We start from the raw sequence: 18266 nt of genomic DNA, 5'->3' as shown, positions 1-18266 counted from the left end.
TTGCGCCCCGATGCTCGACAGGAGATCGGCGATCTCATCTCCGCTTCTGAAGCGCGTGATCGTGCCTGCCGCACTCCAATGGGCAAGCTCCGCCTCGATTTGCGCACGCTGCTTGGCGTCGAACTGCCAAGCGTCCCGTATGAGTTCGACCGCATTCTACACGTTCCCTTCGCGACATCCTGCCGGAAGGTCGGGCCTGTCCGAGGTTCGCACGCTTCGCCGAGCGATGCAGAGTGCGAAGATCAGACGTGGGGTATCGAGCCAGACAGTCAGTTCGGCGCGCGGCATGCGGAGCGCGAACGTCTGGGAGGCGTAGTTGCCCTCGCAGATCCACGCATCTCCGCTCACCGCCTGCTCGACACGCTGCCGAAAGACCGCTTTGTCGGTCTTCTGCCATCCCGGCTCCCAGAACAGTCGGTCGAGATGGATGATCGGAAGATGACGCTTTTCGCCGAGCCTGAGGGCGAGGGTGGATTTTCCACTCCCGGCACTGCCGAGAATGTTGATCCGTCTCACCTCAATCCCCCACCAGCGCCAGATCGTCTCGGTGCACCATCGCGGCGCGTCCCGGATAGCCCAGTACAGCCTCGATCTCCCGGCTCGACCGGCCGAGGATGCGGGCGGCGTCGTCGCGGTCGTAGGCGACGAGACCGCGGGCGAGCACCGTTCCGTCCAGCGAGCGGATCGTCACCGCGTCGCCGCGGCTGAAGCTGCCCTCGACCCGGGTGACGCCGACCGGCAGCAAGCTCGCCCCGCCTTGCAGCGCCCGGGCCGCGCCGGCATCGATCGTCAGGGTGCCGCGGGGCTCGAGCGAGCCGCCGATCCAGGTCTTGCGCGCCGCGCCCGGCGTCGAGCCGGCGAGGAACCACGAGCAGCGCGCGCCGTTCGCCACCGCCTTGAGCGGGTTCTTGCCCCGGCCGTCGGCGATCATCATCTGGGTTCCGCCCTGGATGGCGATCTTGGCGGCCTCGACCTTGGTGCGCATGCCGCCGCGCGAGAGTTCCGAGGCCGGCCCCCCCGCCATCGCGTCGATTTCCGGGGTGATCCGGGCGATCACCGGCAGGTGTCGCGCGGCCGGGTCGCTCGCGGGAGGGGCGGTGTAGAGCCCGTCGATGTCGGAGAACAGCACCAGGAGGTCGGCGCCGATCATGGTGGCGACTCGCGCCGCGAGGCGGTCGTTGTCGCCGTAGCGGATCTCCGAGGTCGCCACCGTGTCGTTCTCGTTGACGACCGGGACGGCGCGCTCCTCCAGGAGCTTCAGGGTGGTGGCGCGCGCGTTGAGGTAGCGCCGGCGCTCCTCGGTGTCCTGCGGCGTCACCAGGATCTGGCCGGCGACGATGCCGTGATGGGCGAGCGCCTCCGACCAGTGGCGGGCGAGCGCGATCTGCCCCACGGCGGCGGCGGCCTGGCTCTCCTCCAGCCGGAGCGGGCCGGGGCCGAAGCCCAGCACCGTGCGCCCGAGCGCGATCGAGCCCGAGGACACCACCAGCACGTCGACGCCGCGGCCGTGCAGGTCGGCGATGTCCTCGGCGAGCGCCGCCAGCCAGGCGTGGCGCAGCCGCCCCCGCGCCCGGTCGACGAGAAGCGCCGAGCCGACCTTCAGAACGACGCGGCGGAACTGGTCGAGGCTGGGAGTGAAGGAAGGGGTGTCCGGGGAACCGGGCGCGGAGGTCGTGAGCATGGAACCGAACATCAGGGTGCGGCGGGAGTGAGGTCCGTGTGGACGACGACGCTCCCTGAAGAGAAGCGGCAGATCCCGGGCCCGTGCCACGGCCTAAGCCCGCCGCCGCCGCTCTTCAACCGCCCGGATGGATGAGAATCCGGTGAAACGCCAGCGCTCCGGCTCGTCCGGTGCGATCGCGACCCGCTTCCGCGATCCCGACGATCCCGTCGCCCTCGATGATCAGCCGCTCGATGATCGCGATCTCCCCGCCAAGTCGAACCTGCGGCAAGCGCGCCGTTGCATCCGGGGCGCAAGGGACAGGTCGGCGGGGAGGGGCTTCCGCTCCTCACGCCTCGAGCGCGGCTGCTTCCCGAGCGGCGAACTGGGCGCTTTCCTGGGCCGCGTCCTGCGCGGCGGCGGCCTCGTTGAGGCCGGGGCGGGGCAGGCGGACCAGCACGATCGTGCCGGTGCCTTCCTCGGAGCGGATGCGCAGGCCGCCGCCGTGGAGCTCGGCGAGGGAGCGGGCGATGGCGAGGCCGAGGCCTGAGCCCTTGTAGCTACGGGCGAAGTTGGTCTCGACCTGCTCGAACGGATAGCCGAGCTTCGGCAGCGCCGCCTTCGGGATGCCGATGCCGCTGTCCTCGACGAAGATGTGGACGGCGTCGAGGGCGCGGCGGGTGCGCACCGCGACCCGGCCTGCCTCGGGGGTGAACTTCACGGCGTTCTGCAGCAGGTTGACCAGGATCTGGTGCAGGGCACGTTCGTCGGCCATCACCAGGGTGTCGGCGCTCATCTCGACGCTGACGGTGAGGCCCTTGGCGCGGGCCGGCTCGGCGATGAGCTTGAGGGCGCGCTCCAGCGCCTCGCTCACGGCGACCGGCTGCTTGGCGAGCTTCACCCGGCGGGCGTCGATGCGCGACATGTCGAGGATGTCGTCGATGACCGAGAGCAGGTAATGCCCGCTCGATCGGATGTCGCGGCAGTATTCGCGGTACTTCTCCGAGCCGAGCGACCCGAACACCTCGCTCTCCATCACCTCGGCGAAGCCCAGGATGGCGTTCAGCGGGGTGCGCAGCTCGTGGCTCATGTTGGCCAGGAACTCGGATTTCGAGCGGTTGGCGCTCTCGGCCTGGGCCTTCTGGTCGAGGTAGCGCTCGGCGAGGTCGGCGAGCTGCTGGGTCTGGATCTCGAGGGTGCGGCGCGAGCGCTTGAGGTCGGCGATGGTGGCGATGAGCTGGCGCTCGGATTCCACCAGCCGCTCCTGGTGCCGCTTGAGCGCCGTGATGTCGGTGCCGACCGAGACGTAGCCGCCGTCCTTGGTGCGGCGTTCGCTGATCTGCAGCCAGCGCCCGTCGGCGAGCTCGGCCTCGAAGGTGCGGGCCCCGGCCTCCGGGAACTCGCCGGCGGGAATCTCGCGCCGCACGGTCGGCAGGGCGGCGCGGCCCATGATGGCGTCGTAGCGCCGGCCCGGCTGGGCCTCGTCGGCGGTGAGCGCGTGCAGGCGCCGGAACTTCGAGTTGCACAGGACGAGGCGGTTCTGCGCGTCCCACAGCACGAAGGCCTCCGACACCGCCTCGACCGCGTCGCGCAGGCGCATGTCGGCGGTGGCGGTCGATTCGGCGAGGCGGCGCTGCTCCGAGATGTCGATGACGATGCCGACGAGGTGGCGGCCGTTATCCTCGAGGTCCTGGACGATCTCGGCCCGGGCCTTAAGCCAAACCCACTCGCCGCCGGCACCGCGGATGCGGAACTCGTGGTCGACGGTGGTGTCGCGGGCCGCCAGCTGGCGCGCCAGCCCGTAGAGGTCGGTATCGTCCGGGTGGACGAGGGCGTTAACGTCGCCGAAAGAAAGAAATTCCTGCTCCCGGACGTAGCCGAGGAGCTGGTACATCGAATCCGACCAGTAGATCCGGCCGCGCGGGATGTCCCAGTCCCACAGGCCGCAGCGGCCGCGGCCGAGCGCCGTGTCGAGGCGCTGGCGGACCTGCTCGCAGACCCGGTCGACGGCCCGCGCCCGGTCGGCCTGGAGCGCGTAGGCGAGGCCGGTGCAGACCACCACCAGCGCCACCGCGCCGACCAGCACCGCGGCGGTGCGTGCCCGGGTCCCCCAGACCGCCGTCACCGAATCGAGGGTCTGGACTACCGCGACCTGCGCGACTCCGGTGCCGCCGGTCACCGTCCGGACGGTGGCGAGCGCCCGCTCGCCGTTGCCGAGCACCACCGGCAGCACGCCGGCGCGCTCGCCCATGATGCCGAGCACCTGCACCTCGCCGACGAGTTCGGCGAAGCTTCGGGGCAGGCCCGGGCGCTCCGGCAGGGCGGCCAGGATCGCGTCGTCGGCGCCGACCAGCAGGACGGTGCGGCCGGCCGGCAGGCTGCCGACGGGAAGCAGGCGGACCAGCCGCTCGCGCAGGGCCGCGGGCGTCGCCGTCTCGGGGAGGCCCAAACCGGGCAGCGAGGCGGGCCGGGCCAGCGCCGTCGGCAGCGTGCCGGCTAGCAGGCGGGCGACGAGGTCGATCTCGCGCCGCGCATCGCCCACCACCTCCTCGCGGTGACCGGTGAGCTGCAGGGCGGTGACGGTGGCGAGGCAGATCAGGAAGGTCGCCAGCATCGCCGGGACGGCGAAGCGCAGCCAGGATTCCGCATGGGCAAGACGCTGGTGCGCCGTCTTCGAAGACCGGCTGATCCCAAGGATCGTCGCGGCACGCTCCGAGAAGGGGGCGGGATCCGCCTCCAGCATACCCAAACCCCCAACGGAACAGAAAGACAGATGCCGCGGAGGTTTTCAGCGGGCCCCCGAATCGAGCCTCAATCTGGCATTTCCACAAGCATTTTGTCCAGCGCCCCGCATCCCGGAAATGAAGTGTTAACCAGTGATCCGGGGGCCGGGCGGGGCGGCGTCCTGCGCGATTCTGCTAGGTCTTACGGGGGTTTATGCATTATCTCGCCGGGGCGAGCGAGCGCCCGACGATGTCGCTGACGTCGGGGGAGAGGCCCGGCGCCTCGGCCACCCGGCGCAGCGCCGCCTCGGCGCGGAGGCGGCGCCCGCCCTCGACCATACGCCAAGTATTGAAGGCAGTTAGCAGGCGCGCCGCGACTTGCGGATTTTTTCCGTCGAGGGCCAGCACGACCTCGGCGGTCAGGTCGTAGCCGGCGCCGTCCGGGCGGTGGAACTGGGTCGGATTGTTGAGGCTGAAGCTCGCGATCAGCGAGCGGACCCGGTTCGGGTTGCCGAGCGAGAAGGCGGCGTGGTGCATCAGGCCGCGGACCCGCTCCAGGGTGCCGGCCTCCGGGATCATCGCCTGGAGGGCGAACCACTTGTCGAGCACCAGGGGCTCGCCGCGATAGGCCTCGCCGAAGCGGGCGAGCGCCGCCTCCCGGGCCGCGCCCGGCACGAGGCTCAGGGTGGCGAGCGCCGCGAGACGGTCGGTCATCGTCGCGGCGTTCTCCACCTGGACCAGCGCCAGGGCGGTACCGGCCTGCGGGTCGGCCGCGGTCGCGAGGTCGAGGGCGGCGTTGCGCAGGGCCCGGCGCCCGGCGCTGGCGGCATCCGGGCTGAACGGCGCACCCTCCGGCTCGGCCAGCGCCTCGCGCAGCGCCAGGAGCCGGGGCCCGAGGTCGCGGCCGAGCTGCACCCGCAGGGTCTGGCGCGCGCGCCAGATCGCGTCGGGGTCGATCTCGGCGCCGATCGCCTGGGCGATCTCCTGCTCGCCCGGCAGGGTCAGGACCAGGGCGGCGAAGGCGGGATCGGCGAGGGCTTCGCCGTCGAGGAAGGTCGCCAGCGCGGCGGCGAGGCCCGCGCCCTCCGTCCCGGCCTCCTCGGCCAGCGGGGCATTCGCGCGGGCGCGTCCGACCAGCACCTCCATGGCGAGGCTCTGGGCCGCCTGCCAGCGGTTGAAGGCGTCCTCGTCATGGGCGAGCAGCGTCAGGCGCTCGGCGCGGGTCAGCGCGTGCTCGACCTTCACCGGCGCCGAGAAGCCGCGAAACAGCGACGGCACCGGTGCCGCGTCCAGCCCGGTGAAGACCAGCGCGTCCTCGGCTCGCTCGAGCACGAACACCCCGTCGCGCACCCGCTCGCTCGCCGCCGCGACCGGGCCGCCGCCGGGGGCGACGAGGCCGAGCGCGATCGGGATCACCAGGGGCTGGGGCGCGGCACCGGCGGCCGCCTCGGTGGCGACGACCGGCAGGCTCTGGCGGAAGGTCAGCGTATAGGTTCGCGCGGCGGCGTCGTAGGCGCCCGAGACCGCGACGGTCGGGGTGCCGGCCTGGGCGTACCAGCGGGAAAAGGCGGCGAGATCCCGACCGCTCTCGGCGGCGAAGGCGGCCAAAAAGTCCTCGACCGTGGCGGCGGTGCCGTCGCAGGCGGTGAAGTAGCGGTCCATGCCGGCCCGGAAGGTCTCGGGCCCGAGGAGCGTACGCAGCATCCGGACGATCTCGGCGCCCTTCTCGTAGACCGTCGCGGTGTAGAAGTTGTTGATCTCGCGATAGGCCTGCGGCCGCACCGGGTGGGCCAGCGGCCCGGCATCCTCCGGGAACTGGCGGGCGCGGAGCGTCCTCACCTCGGCGATGCGGTGGACCGGGCGCGAGCGCTCGTCGGACGAGAATTCCTGGTCGCGAAAGACCGTCAAGCCTTCCTTGAGGCAGAGCTGGAACCAGTCGCGGCAGGTCACCCGGTTGCCGGACCAGTTGTGGAAGTATTCGTGGGCGATGATCGCCTCGATGTTGGCGTAGTCCGCGTCGGTCGCGGTCTCGGGACTGGCCAGCACGTACTTGTCGTTGAAGATGTTGAGGCCCTTGTTCTCCATCGCACCCATGTTGAAGTCGGAGACCGCGACGACGTTGAAGACGTCGAGGTCGTAGGCGCGGCCGAAGGTGCGCTCGTCCCAGGCCATCGAGCGGGCGACCGCGTCGAGGGCGAAGTCGGCGCGGCCCTCCTTGCCGGGCTCGACATAGACCGCGATCTCGACGTCCCGGTCCTCCATCGTGGTGAAGCGGGAGCCGACGCGGCCGAGCCGGCCGCCGACGAGGGCGAACAGGTAGGCGGGCTTCGGGTGGGGGTCGTGCCAGATCGCGTAGTGCCGGCCCGGGCCCGCCTCGCCCTGCGCGACCGGGTTGCCGTTGCCGAGCAGCACCGGCGCGGCGTCCCGGCTGCCCTCGATCCGGGTGGTGAAGACCGCCATCACGTCCGGCCGGTCGAGGAAGTAGGTGATGCGCCGGAAACCGTCGGCCTCGCACTGGGTGCAGTAGACGCCGTTCGAGCGGTAGAGCCCCATCAGCTTGGTGTTGGTGCTCGGGTTCACCTGCGTCTCGATCTCGAGCACGAAGGGACGCTGCGGCGGCTGGTGCAGGGTGAGCGACCGGGGCGTCACCTCGATGGCACCGGGGCCGGTCGGCTGGCCGTCGAGTGCAATGGCGACGAGCGCCAGCTCGTCACCGTCGAGGACGAGCGGCGCGCCCGGCTCGCCCGCCGGGTTCGGCCGCAAGCCCAGCGTCGCGGTGATCCGCGTCTCGGTCGGATGCAGGCGCACGTCGAGGTCGACCCGGTCGATCAGGTAGTCGCTGGGGCGGTAATCGGCGAGGCGGACGATCGTCTGCATGGCGGGTCTCGCGGGCGCTCGCGAACGGCGCGGGGTCGGCGGGTCAAGGGATCAGGCTTTGCACCGCCGCCGGCCACAGCGCAACGCCGCAGCGAGGCCGGACCCGCTGGGGCCTCCGGCGAGAAAGCCCCGGGCAAGCAAGCGGGAGGGACCCGGGCAGCCCCCGGGCGGGAGAGGGCTCCCCGGAGGCCGACCCGCGCCCTAGCTACGACGCCGAAACCGGGCGGCCCCCGTGCGCCCGACCACGAGGACGAAGAGCGCCATGGAATACCTGCATACGATGGTCCGCGTCGCCGATCTCGAGCGTGCGCTGGACTTCTACTGCAACAAGTTCGGCCTGCAGGAGGTGCGCCGCACCGAGAGCGAGAAGGGCCGCTTCACCCTGGTGTTCCTGGCCGCCCCGGGCGACGCCGCGCGGGCCAAGGACACCAAGTCGCCGCTGCTCGAGCTGACCTACAACTGGGACCCGGAAGAGTATACCGGCGGGCGCAACTTCGGCCACCTGGCCTACCAGGTCGACGACATCTACGCGACCTGCCAGAAGCTGCAGGATGCCGGCGTGACCATCAACCGCCCGCCGCGGGACGGCCACATGGCCTTCGTGCGCTCGCCGGACGGCATCTCGATCGAGATCCTCCAGAAGGGCGGGGCGAAGCCGCCGCAGGAGCCGTGGGCCTCGATGCAGAATACCGGCAACTGGTAGAAACCGGCGGGCGGGCCTGATGCGGCCCGCCCTTCTCGCGGCGTCTACGCCCCGGCGGCGGGCGTGATGCCGAGCTCGGCGAGCTTGGCGTGGATCGCCGTGACCGGTCGCTTGAGCTTCAGGCTCATGACCGAGGCCGGGATGCCCTCCCGGGCCATGGTCCGCAGCTGCTGCACGGTGTCGAGCGTCCAGCCCGCCTCGATGTTCTCGCTCATCAGGGTTGCCTCCCGTGTCGGCCGCACGCATCCGTGTCGCGGGCCTTGAGAGAAGCAGGTAGGGAGTATCCGGGGTCCGGCAAGCCGATCGGGCGCGGCCGCCGCCTCGACGCGGATGCGCCCGCGTCCCCTTGATCCTCGACGCGGGCATGCCCGCGTCTCCCTGCGTCCGCGACGCAGGCATGCCCGCGTCGCCTGCCGCCTTGACGCGGCGGCTCCCGCGTCGCACATCGGCGCCGTCAGCCGGCCGGGCGGCCGCTCCGGTCCTGTCAGCGGGTTCGCCCGTGCGCGGGACCGGGGAGGAAAGTCCGGGCTCCATGAAGAGACGGTGCCGGATAACGTCCGGCGGGGGCGACCCCAGGGACAGTGCCACAGAGAGCAGACCACCGGGCGGGTCCTCGGACCCTTCCCGGCCAGGGTGAAAGGGTGCGGTAAGAGCGCACCGCGGACGCGGCAACGCGGACGGCACGGCAAACCCCACCGGGAGCAAAACCGAATAGGGGCGGCACGCGCGCTCGTCGCGCAGGGCTTCTTCAGGCCCGTCGCCCGGGTTGGTTGCTCGAGGCGGCCGGCAACGGCCGTCCCAGAGGAATGGCCGCCACGTTCGGGCGATCCTCGCGGATCGTCCGGGCCATACAGAACCCGGCTTACAGGCCGGCTGATACCCAATTCCCCGATGATCACACCCTCCGCCCCGCGGCGCGAACCCGCCGGGCGCGAGGGTTTGCCGACGTAGAGCGCGGCGCACCCCCCGAACAGGCGGCGCGGCCTCGACTTTGCCGGGGCGCCCGCCGTCGGGCACAAGCCTTCGTTAACCTTGCTGGTCTCTGATGGCACACGGACGGGTGCTGCCCGTCGCGTGTGCCCTCGCGTTGACGACCCCAGAGGCCCATGATACCCCGAGCCACCCCGTTCCCGGCGATTCCCGCACCGGCGACCGCTTCCCGCGCGAGCGGGCCCGATGGTCGCGCGGCGATGTCGGGCGTGGACAGAGCGGCGCCCCGGCGCCGATCCCGGCCGGCCTCGGCCCGGCCCGTGCGGACAGCGGAGCACCATGGATCGTCACGCGTCAGAGCGCGCTCGCCGCGCGCGGTGTGTCGTCGTCTCGGGAGGCCGGCCGTGACCGACGCGCCCCACATTCCGGTCCTGCTCGACGAGGTCCTGGGCGCGCTGCGCCTCGGCGACGCGCCGGCCCGCGTCATCGACGGCACCTTCGGGGCCGGCGGCTACACCAGGGCCATCCTCGCCGCCCATCCGGGCAACCAGGTGCTCGCCATCGACCGCGACCCGACCGCGATCGCCGCCGGGCAGGCGCTGGTGGCGGCCGAGGCCGGGCGCCTCGTCCTGGTCCAGGGCCGCTTCGGCGACCTCGATGTTTTGGCGCGCGACCACGGCTTCGCCGAGGCCGACGGCGTCGTCCTCGACATCGGCGTGTCGTCGATGCAGCTCGACCAGGCCGAGCGCGGCTTCTCGTTCCGGTTCGAGGGCCCCCTCGACATGCGGATGGAGAGGGCCGGCGAGAGCGCCGCCGACCTCGTCAACGAGGCCTCCGAGGCCGCGCTCGCCGACGTGATCTACCATTACGGCGAGGAGCGCCGGGCCCGCGCAGTGGCTCGCGCCCTGATCGAGGCGCGCCGGCGCGGCCGCATCGAGACCACGGCGGCGCTCGCGGAGATCGTCGCCGGCGTCGTGCGGGCCGAGCCCGGCAGCGGCATCCACCCGGCGACCCGGACGTTCCAGGCCCTGCGCATCGCGGTCAACGACGAGCTCGGCGAGTTGCAGCGGGCGCTGCACGCGGCCGAGCGGACCTTGCGCCCAGGCGGGCGCCTCGCGGTGGTGACCTTCCACTCGCTGGAGGACCGGATCGCCAAGCAGTTCTTCTCGGCCCGCAGCGGCCGGGCGGTGGCCGCCTCGCGCCACCTGCCGATGGCGGCGCAGCCCGCGCCCCGCAGCTTCGCGCTGGTCACCAAGGGCCCGGTCGCCGCGGGCGAGGCCGAGTGCCGGGCCAACCCGCGCGCCCGCTCGGCCAAGCTCCGGGCCGGCGAGCGCACCGACGCGCCCCCGCCGCCGCCGCTGACGGCGCTGGAGGCCCTGGCCTCCCTGCCCGAACCCCAGACCCGGGGAGGGCGCCGGTGATCCGCCTCCTGCATCTCGCCGCGATCGCCGGGCTCATCGCCTCGGCCATTTACGCCTACTCGATCAAGTACGACACGCTCTACCAGGCCGAGCAGGTCGCCAAGCTGAAGACCCGCCTGCGCAAGGAGCGCGACGCGATCGCGGTCCTGCGCGCCGAGTGGCAGCTGCTGACCCGCCCCGACCGGCTCCAGGGCGCGGTCGACAAGTACCTCACGCTGGAGCCGATCGGCACCAGCCACCTCGCGCGGCTCGCCGACCTGCCCGCCAAGGTCGATCGCGGCGACGAGATCGCCCGCAAGCTCGAGGCGCTCGGCCTCGGCGCCACCGCGACCCCGGCGGCCAAGGACCGCGCCCCCTCGACCACCGGCGCCACCGCGGCCCGACCCGAGGAGCCCCGCACCACCGGCTCCACCTCCACCCGCACCCCGACCGCCAAGAGGTAGGCGCCGTGACCCAGGATTCGGACTTCCAGGCTCACGCTCCCCTCGACCCGGATGCCGTGCCGGAGACCGGCGCGCAGCCCGTGGACGACGCCCCCCCGCCCGCGCCCCGGCGCAGCCTCGCCGCGATGCTGCGCGGCGGCGTGCTGGCGATGTTCCGCCTGTCTGTCGAGCGCAGCGCCGCCCGCGTCGGGCTCGTCAGCCTGGTCTTCGCCGGCGTCTTCCTCGCCCTGATGGGCCGGCTCGCCAGCTTCGCGCTGTTTCCCGACGATCCGGTCACCGCCTCGGCCCGGCGCGCCGAGGCCGGCGGCACGACCCAGATCCGGCCCGACATCATCGATCGCAACGGCGAGATCCTGGCCACCGACATCCGCACCGTCTCGGTCTTCGCCGAGCCGAAGAACATCTACGACAAGGACGAGGCGGTCGAGCTGCTCACCGCCGTCCTGCCGGAGATCAACGCCCGCGACCTGCGCGAGAAGCTGTCGTCGAAGAAGGGCTTCGTCTGGGTCAAGCGCGAGATCACCCCGCGCCAGCAGGTCGAGGTGCATCGCCTCGGCATCCCGGGCGTCGGCTTCCTGCCCGACCACAAGCGGGTCTACCCGAACGGCACCGCGGCCGCCCACATCCTCGGCGTGACCAACCTCGACAACGTCGGCATCGCCGGCATCGAGAAGTACATCGACCGCCAGGGCCTGCGCGACCTCACCAGCCTCGGCTTCGTCGAGAAGTCGACCGACATGGCGCCGGTCCAGCTGTCGATCGACCTGCGGGCCCAGCACGCGGTGCGCGACGAGCTGGCCTGGGGCATGGAGCATTACCGTGCCAAGGCGGCGGCCGGCCTGATCCTCGACGTGACCACCGGCGAGGTGATCGCCCTCGCCTCGCTGCCCGACTTCGACCCCAACGAGCCGAAGGACGCGCTCGATCCCGACCGCATCAACCGCATGAACGTCGGCGTCTACGAGATGGGCTCGACGTTCAAGGCGATGACGCTCGCCATGGCGCTCGATTCGGGCAAGTTCAACGTCAATTCGACCTTCGACACCCGCGGCGGCGTGCTGCACTGGGGCCGGCAAAAGATCCACGAGTACCATGGCACCAACCGGGTCATCACGATGCCGGAGGTGTTCACCCACTCGTCGAACATCGGCTCGGCCAAGATGGCGCTCGGCATCGGCGTGCCCGGCCACAAGGCCTTCCTGAAGAAGATGGGCCTGCTCGACCGCCTGCGCACCGAATTGCCGGAGAGCGCCGAGCCGATCATCCCGCCGCGCTGGACCGAGATCAACACGATCACCATCGCGTTCGGCCACGGCCTCGCCGTGGCGCCGCTCCAGGCCTCGGCGGCGGTCGCGGCGATCGCCAATGGCGGCTTCCTGATGACGCCGACCTTTCTCAAGCGGACCGAGGCCGAGGCGCGCGAGAAGGCGACGCAGGTGCTCTCGGCCCAGACCAGCGAGGCGATGCGCTACATCATGCGCCTCAACGCCACCGAGGGCTCGGCCAAGAAGGCGGCGATTCCCTACTACTACGTCGGCGGCAAGACCGGCACCGCCGAGAAGGTGATCCGCGGCCGCTACGTCAAGAACCGGCTGTTCACGACCTTCATGGCCGCCGCCCCCATGGACAAGCCGAAATACCTGTTCGTCACGGTGATGGACGAGCCGCAGCCCGTCGCGGCGGAATCCGGCCCCTACGCCACCGCCGCCTACAATTCGGGCGTCGTCACCGGCCGGACGATCGCCCGGGTCGCCCCGATCCTCGGCCTGCCGCCGCAATTCGAGCCGCCGGCCAAGCCCTTCCCGCTGATGGTCAAGCTCGGCGCCTACCACGTCAACATGCTGGACGGAAAATGAGCCCCACCCTCGGCGACCTGTTCGCGGAGGCCGGTGCGGAAGCCGGTCTTCCCGTCACCGGCCTCACCGCCGACAGCCGCAAGGTCGAGCCCGGCTTCGTGTTCCTGGCGGTGCCCGGCACCGCCGCCGACGGCCGGCTGTTCGCCGCCAAGGCGGCGGCGGCCGGCGCGGTCGCGATGGTGGCCGAAGGCGCGCGCCCCGCCGACCTGCCCGATCCGGTCGCCTACCTGGCGGTGCCGGACGCGCGCGTCGCGCTCGCCGCCGCCGCCGCCCGGCTGCATCCGGGCCAGCCCGGCACCGTGGTCGCGGTCACCGGCACCAGCGGCAAGACCTCGATCGCCGACTTCGTGCGCCAGATCCTCGGCCGCCTCGGCCGGCAGGCGGCGAGCCTCGGCACGCTCGGCGTCATCACCACCTCGGGCGCGGCCTACGGCTCGCTGACGACCCCCGACCCGATCACCCTGCACGAGACCCTCGACCGGCTCGCCCGCGACGGCGTGACCGAACTGGCGATGGAAGCCTCCTCGCACGGCATCGAGCAGAGCCGCCTCGACGGGGTGCGCCTGACGGCGGCCGGCTTCACCAATCTCGGCCACGACCACCTCGACTACCACGGCACGCCGGAGGCCTACCTCCAGGCGAAGCTCCGGCTGTTCACGACGCTCCTGCCCGAGGACGGCACCGCGGTCGTCAACGCCGACGGGCCGCAGAGCCAGGCGGTGATCGCGGCGGTGCGCGAGCGTGGAATCCGCCTCGTCACCACCGGCCGGGCCGGGGAGGGGATCCGCCTCGTCTCCGCCCGCCCGGAGGGTTTCGCCCAGCGCCTCGAGATCGCGGTGGCGGGGACGACCCACACGGTCGACCTGCCCCTCGTCGGGACGTTCCAGGTCGAGAACGCGCTGCTGGCCGCCGGCCTCGTGCTCGCGACCCCGGCCGGCGCCGGGCGCGAGGCCGAGGTGATCGCGGCGCTCGGCCACCTCGCGGGCGTGCCCGGCCGGCTCGAGCGGGTCGGCACGGTGCGGGATGCGCTCTGCATCGTCGACTACGCCCACAAGCCCGACGCGCTCGCCAACGTCCTCGAGGCCCTGCGCACCTTCACCACCGGGCGCCTCGTCTGCGTCGTCGGCTGCGGCGGCGACCGCGACCGCGCCAAGCGCCCGCTGATGGGCCGGATCGCGGCCGAGAGGGCCGATCGCGTCATCGTCACCGACGACAATCCCCGCAGCGAGGACCCCGCGACGATCCGCGCCGCGATCCTGGCGGCGGCCCCCGGCGCCGAGGAGATCGGCGACCGGGCCGAGGCGATCCGGGCGGCGGTGCGGGATCTGCGCGCCGGCGACGTGCTGGTGGTTGCCGGCAAAGGTCATGAAACCGGCCAGATCATCGGCGACCGCACGTTGCCCTTCTCCGACCGCGACGCGGTCCTGAGCGCGATCGAGGAGTCCCGCGCATGACCGAGCCCCTCTGGACCCTGGACGCCGCCGCCGCCGCGATGGGTGGCCGCGCCGTCGCGGACGCCGCCGCGCCCCGCGAGTTGTCCGGAATCTCGATCGACACCCGCACCCTCAAGGTCGGGGACCTGTTCTTCGCCATCCGGGGCGAGGCCCGCGACGGACACGACTTCGTGCGCGACGCGCTCGCCCGCGGCGCCGGCGCCGCGGTGGTGGCCGAGGAGCGCGCCGCCGACCTCGCCGAGGCCGGCCCGGTGATCGCCGTGCCGTCCCGGGACGAGGACGGCGTGCTCGCCGCCATGCGCGGCCTCGCGGCTGCCGCGCGCGCCCGCACCGGCGCGCGGGTGCTCGCCGTCACCGGCTCGGTCGGCAAGACCGGCACCAAGGAGGCGCTGCGCCACGTGCTGGCCGCGCAAGGGGTCACCCACGCCTCGGTCGCCTCCTACAACAACCACTGGGGCGTACCCCTGACCTTGAGCCGGATGCCGGCCGCGAGCGAGTTCGGGGTGTTCGAGGTCGGCATGAACCATGCCGGCGAGATCGCGCCCCTGACCCGGCTGGTGCGGCCCGAGATCGCGATCGTCACGACCGTCGAGCCGGTCCATATCGAGCATTTCCACTCGCTGTCGGGCATCGCCGATGCCAAGGGCGAGATCTTCTACGGCCTGGAGCCCGGCGGCGTCGCGATCGTCAACCGCGACAACCCGAATTTCGAGCGGCTGAAGGCCCACGCGCTGGCCTCGCGGGCCGGTCGCATCGTGAGCTTCGGCGAGCACCGCGAGGCCGACGTGCGGGCCGAGCGCATCGTGATGCGGCCCGACCTCTCGATCGTCGACGTGCGGGCGATGGGCCAGGCCGTGACTTACCAGCTCGGGACGCCCGGCCGGCACACGGCGCTGAACTCGCTCGCCGTCATCGCCGCCGTGCAGGCGCTCGGCGCCGACCTGGCGCTGGCGGCCCTGTCGCTGGCCCAGCTGCGCCCGCCCGCCGGCCGCGGCGCCCGCACGATGCTGCGGATCGGTGACGGCGAGGCGCTGCTCGTCGACGAGAGCTACAACGCCAACCCGGCCTCGATCCGGGCCGCGCTCAGCACGCTGGCCGGGGCCGAGACCGCGGGCCGCCGCATCGCGATCCTGGGCGACATGATGGAGCTCGGCGCGGACGCGCCCGCCCTGCACCGCGAGCTGGCCGAGGCGGTCGAGGAGCACGGCATCGACCTCGTCCTCACCGCCGGCCCGCTGATGCAGGAACTGTTCGAGGCGCTGCCGGCCTCCCGGCGCGCCGCTGCCCGGCCGACCTCGGCCGACCTCGTCGATCCGGTGCTCGATCTCGTCCGCCCCGGCGACGCCGTGATGGTCAAGGGCTCGAACAGCACCCGCATGGGCCGGATCGTCGAGGCGCTCAAGGCCCGCTACGGTGCCCGGGACCAGGATCTCGCCGTCGGCCGGTCCGGCTGAGCCCACCTTCAGGAAGCTGTCGCAGTGCTGCCGGCATAAGCCCGGCGCTGCCGCTCGCCCACGATCGGATATCCTCGGGATGCTCTACCTCCTCTCCGACCTGAGCGGCGTGTTCTCGCCGCTCAACGTCTTCCGCTACATCACCTTCCGCACCGGCGGCGCGTTGTTCACCGCCGGCTTCTTCGTGTTCTGGTTCGGGCCCTGGATCATCTCGCTCCTGCGCCTGCGCCAGGGGAAGGGGCAGCCGATCCGCGAGGACGGTCCGCAATCGCACCTGCTGACCAAGCGCGGCACGCCCACCATGGGCGGGCTGATGATCCTGGCGGGCACGCTGGTGGCGGTCGTGCTCTGGGCCAACCCGCGCAACCACTACGTCTGGATCGTCATGATGGTGACGCTGGGCTTCGGCGCCATCGGCTTCTACGACGACTACCTCAAGGTCACGAAGCAGAGCCACAAGGGCTTTTCCGGCAAGTTCCGCCTCGGCCTCGAGGCGCTGATCGCGATCGCGGCCTGCACCGCCATCGCGGAATACTCGGCCCCTGGCCTCGCCTACCGGCTCGCCTTCCCGGTCTTCAAGGACGCGATCATCAATCTCGGCCTGTTCTACGTCGCCTTCGCGGGCTTCGTGATCGTGGGCGCGGGCAACGCGGTCAACATCACCGACGGCCTCGACGGGCTCGCCATCGTGCCGGTGATGATCGCGGCGGCCACCTTCGGGATCATCGCCTACCTGGTCGGCAACGTGATCTACGCCTCGTACCTCCAGGTGAACTACGTCCCGGGTACCGGCGAGCTCGCTGTGATCTGCGGCGCCCTGATCGGGGCGGGGCTCGGCTTCCTGTGGTTCAACGCGCCGCCGGCCCAGATCTTCATGGGCGATACCGGCTCGCTGGCGCTCGGCGGCCTGCTCGGCACCGTCGCGGTGGCGACCAAGCACGAGATCGTGCTCGGCATCGTCGGCGGCCTGTTCGTGCTGGAGATCCTGTCGGTCATCATCCAGGTCGCGTCGTTCAAGCTCACCGGCAAGCGCGTCTTCCGCATGGCGCCGATCCACCACCACTTCGAGCAGAAGGGCTGGAAGGAGCCGCAGGTCGTGATCCGGTTCTGGATCATCGCCGTGGTGCTGGCGCTGCTCGGCCTGGCGACGCTGAAGCTGCGGTAGGGGCGGCGAGGTCGGACCTTGCAATCTCGGCCGGCGCTTGGAAGGAAGGCGCTTCCCCTCTCCCACGCCGGGAGGGGGGAAGCGCCCTTCGATCATCCGGCGGAACCCCGCATGACACCCTCCACCACCTTCGCCGGCCGGACGGTCGCCCTGTTCGGCCTCGGCGGCTCGGGCCTCGCCACGGCGCTCAGCCTCGAGGCGGGCGGTGCCCGGGTGATCGCCTGCGACGACAACCCGGCCCGCATGGCGGCGGCGCGCGAACGGGGCATCGAGACCGGCGACCTGCGCGGGGCGGAGTGGAGCGGCTTTTCCGCCCTCGTCCTCGCGCCCGGCGTGCCCCTGACCCACCCGGTCCCGCACTGGACCGTGGACTTGGCCAAGGCCGCCGGCGTCCCGGTGATCGGCGACATCGAGCTGTTCTGCCGCGAGCGGGCGGCGACGAGCCCGGACGCGCCGTTCGTCGCCATCACCGGCACCAACGGCAAGTCGACCACCACGGCGCTGATCGCCCACGTCCTGGCGGCGGCCGGACGCGACGTGCAGATGGGCGGCAACATCGGCACGGCCATCCTGTCGCTCGCCCCGCCGTCGCCGGAGCGCATCCACGTCATCGAGCTGTCGTCGTTCCAGATCGACCTGACGCCGTCGCTCGCACCCACCATCGGCGTCCTCCTCAACCTCACGCCCGACCACCTCGACCGCCACGGCGACATGGCGCGCTACGCCGCCATCAAGGAGCGGCTGGTGACCGGCGCCGCGCACGCGATCGTCGGCGTCGACGACGCGTATTGCCGCGCGATCGCGGAGCGTCGCACGGGACCGCTCACCCGGGTCCATGTCGGCGAGGCGGGGGAGGGGCCGGGCATCCTCGCCCGCGGCGGCATCGTCATCGACGGGCGCCGGGAGCCGGCGGAGCCGGTGGCGGACCTTGCCGGCATCGGGTCGCTGCGTGGCGCCCACAACTGGCAGAACGCCGCCATCGCCTACGCGGTGGCGAGCGCGCTCGGCGTGACGCCGGACGCCTTCGCGGCGGCGCTCGCGACCTTCCCGGGCCTGCCGCACCGGATGGAGGAGGTCGGGCGCCGCGGCCCGGTCCTGTTCATCAACGATTCGAAGGCCACCAACGCCGACTCGACCGAGAAGGCGCTGTCGGCCTTCCCGCGAGTCCACTGGATCCTCGGCGGCAAGCCGAAGGAGGGCGGGATCGCGAGCCTCGCGCCGTACTTCCCGCGGGTCGCCCACGCCTACCTGATCGGCGCGGCGAGCGACGACTTCGCCGCCACCCTCGACGGGCATGTGCCGTTCAGCCGCTGCGGCACGCTCGCCGCCGCGGTCGCGCAGGCCGCCGGGACGGCCGAGGCGGATGCGGCGGGCGAGCCGGTGGTGCTGCTCTCGCCGGCCTGCGCCTCCTACGACCAGTTCCGCAGCTTCGAGGATCGCGGCGACCAGTTCCGCGACCTCGTCCGGGCCCTGCCGGGCCTGCGCCCTCCCGGTGCCTGACAGGCGCCGGTCTCGGGCCCCCCGCGCCCGCGGCGCCGTTCCCAGGGCGGGCAAATCGGCGTAAGGGGCTTGCCGCCGGA

The 18266-nt window shown here is 72.2% G+C and carries 14 protein-coding genes and 1 other RNA gene; 9 read left to right on the top strand and 6 right to left on the bottom strand.

Translation table 11 applies throughout. From position 1 onward, the window contains the following. Nucleotides 1-156: 156 nt before the first annotated feature. The 5 genes from BMX97_RS32115 to pepN form a co-directional block, all read right to left on the bottom strand. Nucleotides 157-516, bottom strand: coding sequence for a P-loop NTPase family protein (locus BMX97_RS32115; protein ID WP_143074632.1), 360 nt, complete (start codon nt 514-516; stop codon nt 157-159). Nucleotide 517: 1 nt separating this feature from the next. Beyond that, nucleotides 518-1681, bottom strand: a complete 1164-nt coding sequence (gene proB / locus BMX97_RS15900) for a glutamate 5-kinase (protein ID WP_091752078.1) — start codon at nt 1679-1681, stop codon at nt 518-520. Between the two features lie 115 nt (nt 1682-1796). Further along, nucleotides 1797-1952 carry a hypothetical protein gene (locus BMX97_RS32905; protein WP_177202239.1) on the bottom strand — a complete coding sequence of 52 codons (156 nt, stop codon included), beginning with the start codon at nt 1950-1952 and terminating at the stop codon, nt 1797-1799. A gap of 57 nt (nt 1953-2009) precedes the next feature. Further along, complete coding sequence (locus tag BMX97_RS15895; RefSeq protein ID WP_091751944.1) at nt 2010-4403, bottom strand: PAS domain-containing sensor histidine kinase; 2394 nt, start codon at nt 4401-4403, stop codon at nt 2010-2012. Between the two features lie 199 nt (nt 4404-4602). After that, nucleotides 4603-7260 carry an aminopeptidase N gene (pepN, locus tag BMX97_RS15890; protein ID WP_091751941.1) on the bottom strand — a complete coding sequence of 886 codons (2658 nt, stop codon included), beginning with the start codon at nt 7258-7260 and terminating at the stop codon, nt 4603-4605. A 262-nt stretch (nt 7261-7522) separates the two neighbouring features. Here pepN and BMX97_RS15885 point away from each other — a divergent pair, with 262 nt between their 5' ends. After that, nucleotides 7523-7963, top strand: a complete 441-nt coding sequence (locus BMX97_RS15885; protein ID WP_091751938.1) for a VOC family protein — start codon at nt 7523-7525, stop codon at nt 7961-7963. A 44-nt stretch (nt 7964-8007) separates the two neighbouring features. Here the strand turns inward: BMX97_RS15885 and BMX97_RS32900 are convergent, their stop codons facing one another. Continuing rightward, on the bottom strand, nt 8008-8178 hold the full coding sequence (locus BMX97_RS32900; protein ID WP_177202238.1) for a hypothetical protein: 171 nt from the start codon (nt 8176-8178) through the stop codon (nt 8008-8010). Between the two features lie 239 nt (nt 8179-8417). Between BMX97_RS32900 and rnpB the strand changes: the two genes are divergently transcribed. From rnpB to murD, 8 genes are all read left to right on the top strand, one after another. Continuing rightward, nucleotides 8418-8844, top strand: an RNA gene (gene rnpB / locus BMX97_RS15880) — RNase P RNA component class A. A gap of 453 nt (nt 8845-9297) precedes the next feature. Continuing rightward, the gene (gene rsmH, locus BMX97_RS15875; protein ID WP_091751935.1) at nt 9298-10314 is read left to right on the top strand and encodes a 16S rRNA (cytosine(1402)-N(4))-methyltransferase RsmH; all 1017 of its coding nucleotides are present in this window, start codon (nt 9298-9300) and stop codon (nt 10312-10314) included. Further along, nucleotides 10311-10757 carry a cell division protein FtsL gene (locus BMX97_RS15870; protein WP_060845521.1) on the top strand — a complete coding sequence of 149 codons (447 nt, stop codon included), beginning with the start codon at nt 10311-10313 and terminating at the stop codon, nt 10755-10757. Before rsmH ends, BMX97_RS15870 begins: the two co-directional genes overlap by 4 nt. A 125-nt stretch (nt 10758-10882) precedes the next feature. Continuing rightward, nucleotides 10883-12613, top strand: a complete 1731-nt coding sequence (locus BMX97_RS15865; RefSeq protein ID WP_177202247.1) for a peptidoglycan D,D-transpeptidase FtsI family protein — start codon at nt 10883-10885, stop codon at nt 12611-12613. After that, complete coding sequence (locus BMX97_RS15860) at nt 12610-14067, top strand: UDP-N-acetylmuramoyl-L-alanyl-D-glutamate--2,6-diaminopimelate ligase (protein ID WP_091751928.1); 1458 nt, start codon at nt 12610-12612, stop codon at nt 14065-14067. Before BMX97_RS15865 ends, BMX97_RS15860 begins: the two co-directional genes overlap by 4 nt. Beyond that, nucleotides 14064-15521: a UDP-N-acetylmuramoylalanyl-D-glutamyl-2,6-diaminopimelate--D-alanyl-D-alanine ligase gene (locus BMX97_RS15855; protein ID WP_091751925.1), complete on the top strand. Its 1458-nt coding sequence runs from the start codon at nt 14064-14066 to the stop codon at nt 15519-15521. The genes BMX97_RS15860 and BMX97_RS15855 overlap by 4 nt, the downstream gene beginning before the upstream one ends. Nucleotides 15522-15600: 79 nt before the next feature. Next, the gene (gene mraY, locus BMX97_RS15850; RefSeq protein WP_060845525.1) at nt 15601-16686 is read left to right on the top strand and encodes a phospho-N-acetylmuramoyl-pentapeptide-transferase; all 1086 of its coding nucleotides are present in this window, start codon (nt 15601-15603) and stop codon (nt 16684-16686) included. Between the two features lie 111 nt (nt 16687-16797). Further along, nucleotides 16798-18186 carry a UDP-N-acetylmuramoyl-L-alanine--D-glutamate ligase gene (gene murD / locus BMX97_RS15845; RefSeq protein WP_091751922.1) on the top strand — a complete coding sequence of 463 codons (1389 nt, stop codon included), beginning with the start codon at nt 16798-16800 and terminating at the stop codon, nt 18184-18186. Nucleotides 18187-18266 lie beyond the last annotated feature (80 nt).

The sequence above is a fragment of the Methylobacterium sp. ap11 genome, from assembly GCF_900110515.1.
Taxonomy (GTDB): domain Bacteria; phylum Pseudomonadota; class Alphaproteobacteria; order Rhizobiales; family Beijerinckiaceae; genus Methylobacterium; species Methylobacterium ajmalii.
The sequence above is the reverse complement of the archived record's forward strand: the minus strand, read 5'-3'. Positions and strand labels throughout refer to the sequence as shown.

What these genes read in the sequence shown, in the direction of transcription:
- proB (WP_091752078.1), bottom strand. Translation starts at nt 1,681, where the DNA reads ATGCTCACGACCTCCGCGCCCGGTTCCCCGGACACCCCTTCCTTCACT.
- BMX97_RS15895 (WP_091751944.1), bottom strand. Translation starts at nt 4,403, where the DNA reads ATGCTGGAGGCGGATCCCGCCCCCTTCTCGGAGCGTGCCGCGACGATC.
- pepN (WP_091751941.1), bottom strand. Translation starts at nt 7,260, where the DNA reads ATGCAGACGATCGTCCGCCTCGCCGATTACCGCCCCAGCGACTACCTG.
- BMX97_RS15885 (WP_091751938.1), top strand. Translation starts at nt 7,523, where the DNA reads ATGGAATACCTGCATACGATGGTCCGCGTCGCCGATCTCGAGCGTGCG.
- BMX97_RS32900 (WP_177202238.1), bottom strand. Translation starts at nt 8,178, where the DNA reads ATGAGCGAGAACATCGAGGCGGGCTGGACGCTCGACACCGTGCAGCAG.
- BMX97_RS15865 (WP_177202247.1), top strand. Translation starts at nt 10,883, where the DNA reads ATGCTGCGCGGCGGCGTGCTGGCGATGTTCCGCCTGTCTGTCGAGCGC.
- BMX97_RS15860 (WP_091751928.1), top strand. Translation starts at nt 12,610, where the DNA reads ATGAGCCCCACCCTCGGCGACCTGTTCGCGGAGGCCGGTGCGGAAGCC.
- BMX97_RS15855 (WP_091751925.1), top strand. Translation starts at nt 14,064, where the DNA reads ATGACCGAGCCCCTCTGGACCCTGGACGCCGCCGCCGCCGCGATGGGT.
- mraY (WP_060845525.1), top strand. Translation starts at nt 15,601, where the DNA reads ATGCTCTACCTCCTCTCCGACCTGAGCGGCGTGTTCTCGCCGCTCAAC.
- murD (WP_091751922.1), top strand. Translation starts at nt 16,798, where the DNA reads ATGACACCCTCCACCACCTTCGCCGGCCGGACGGTCGCCCTGTTCGGC.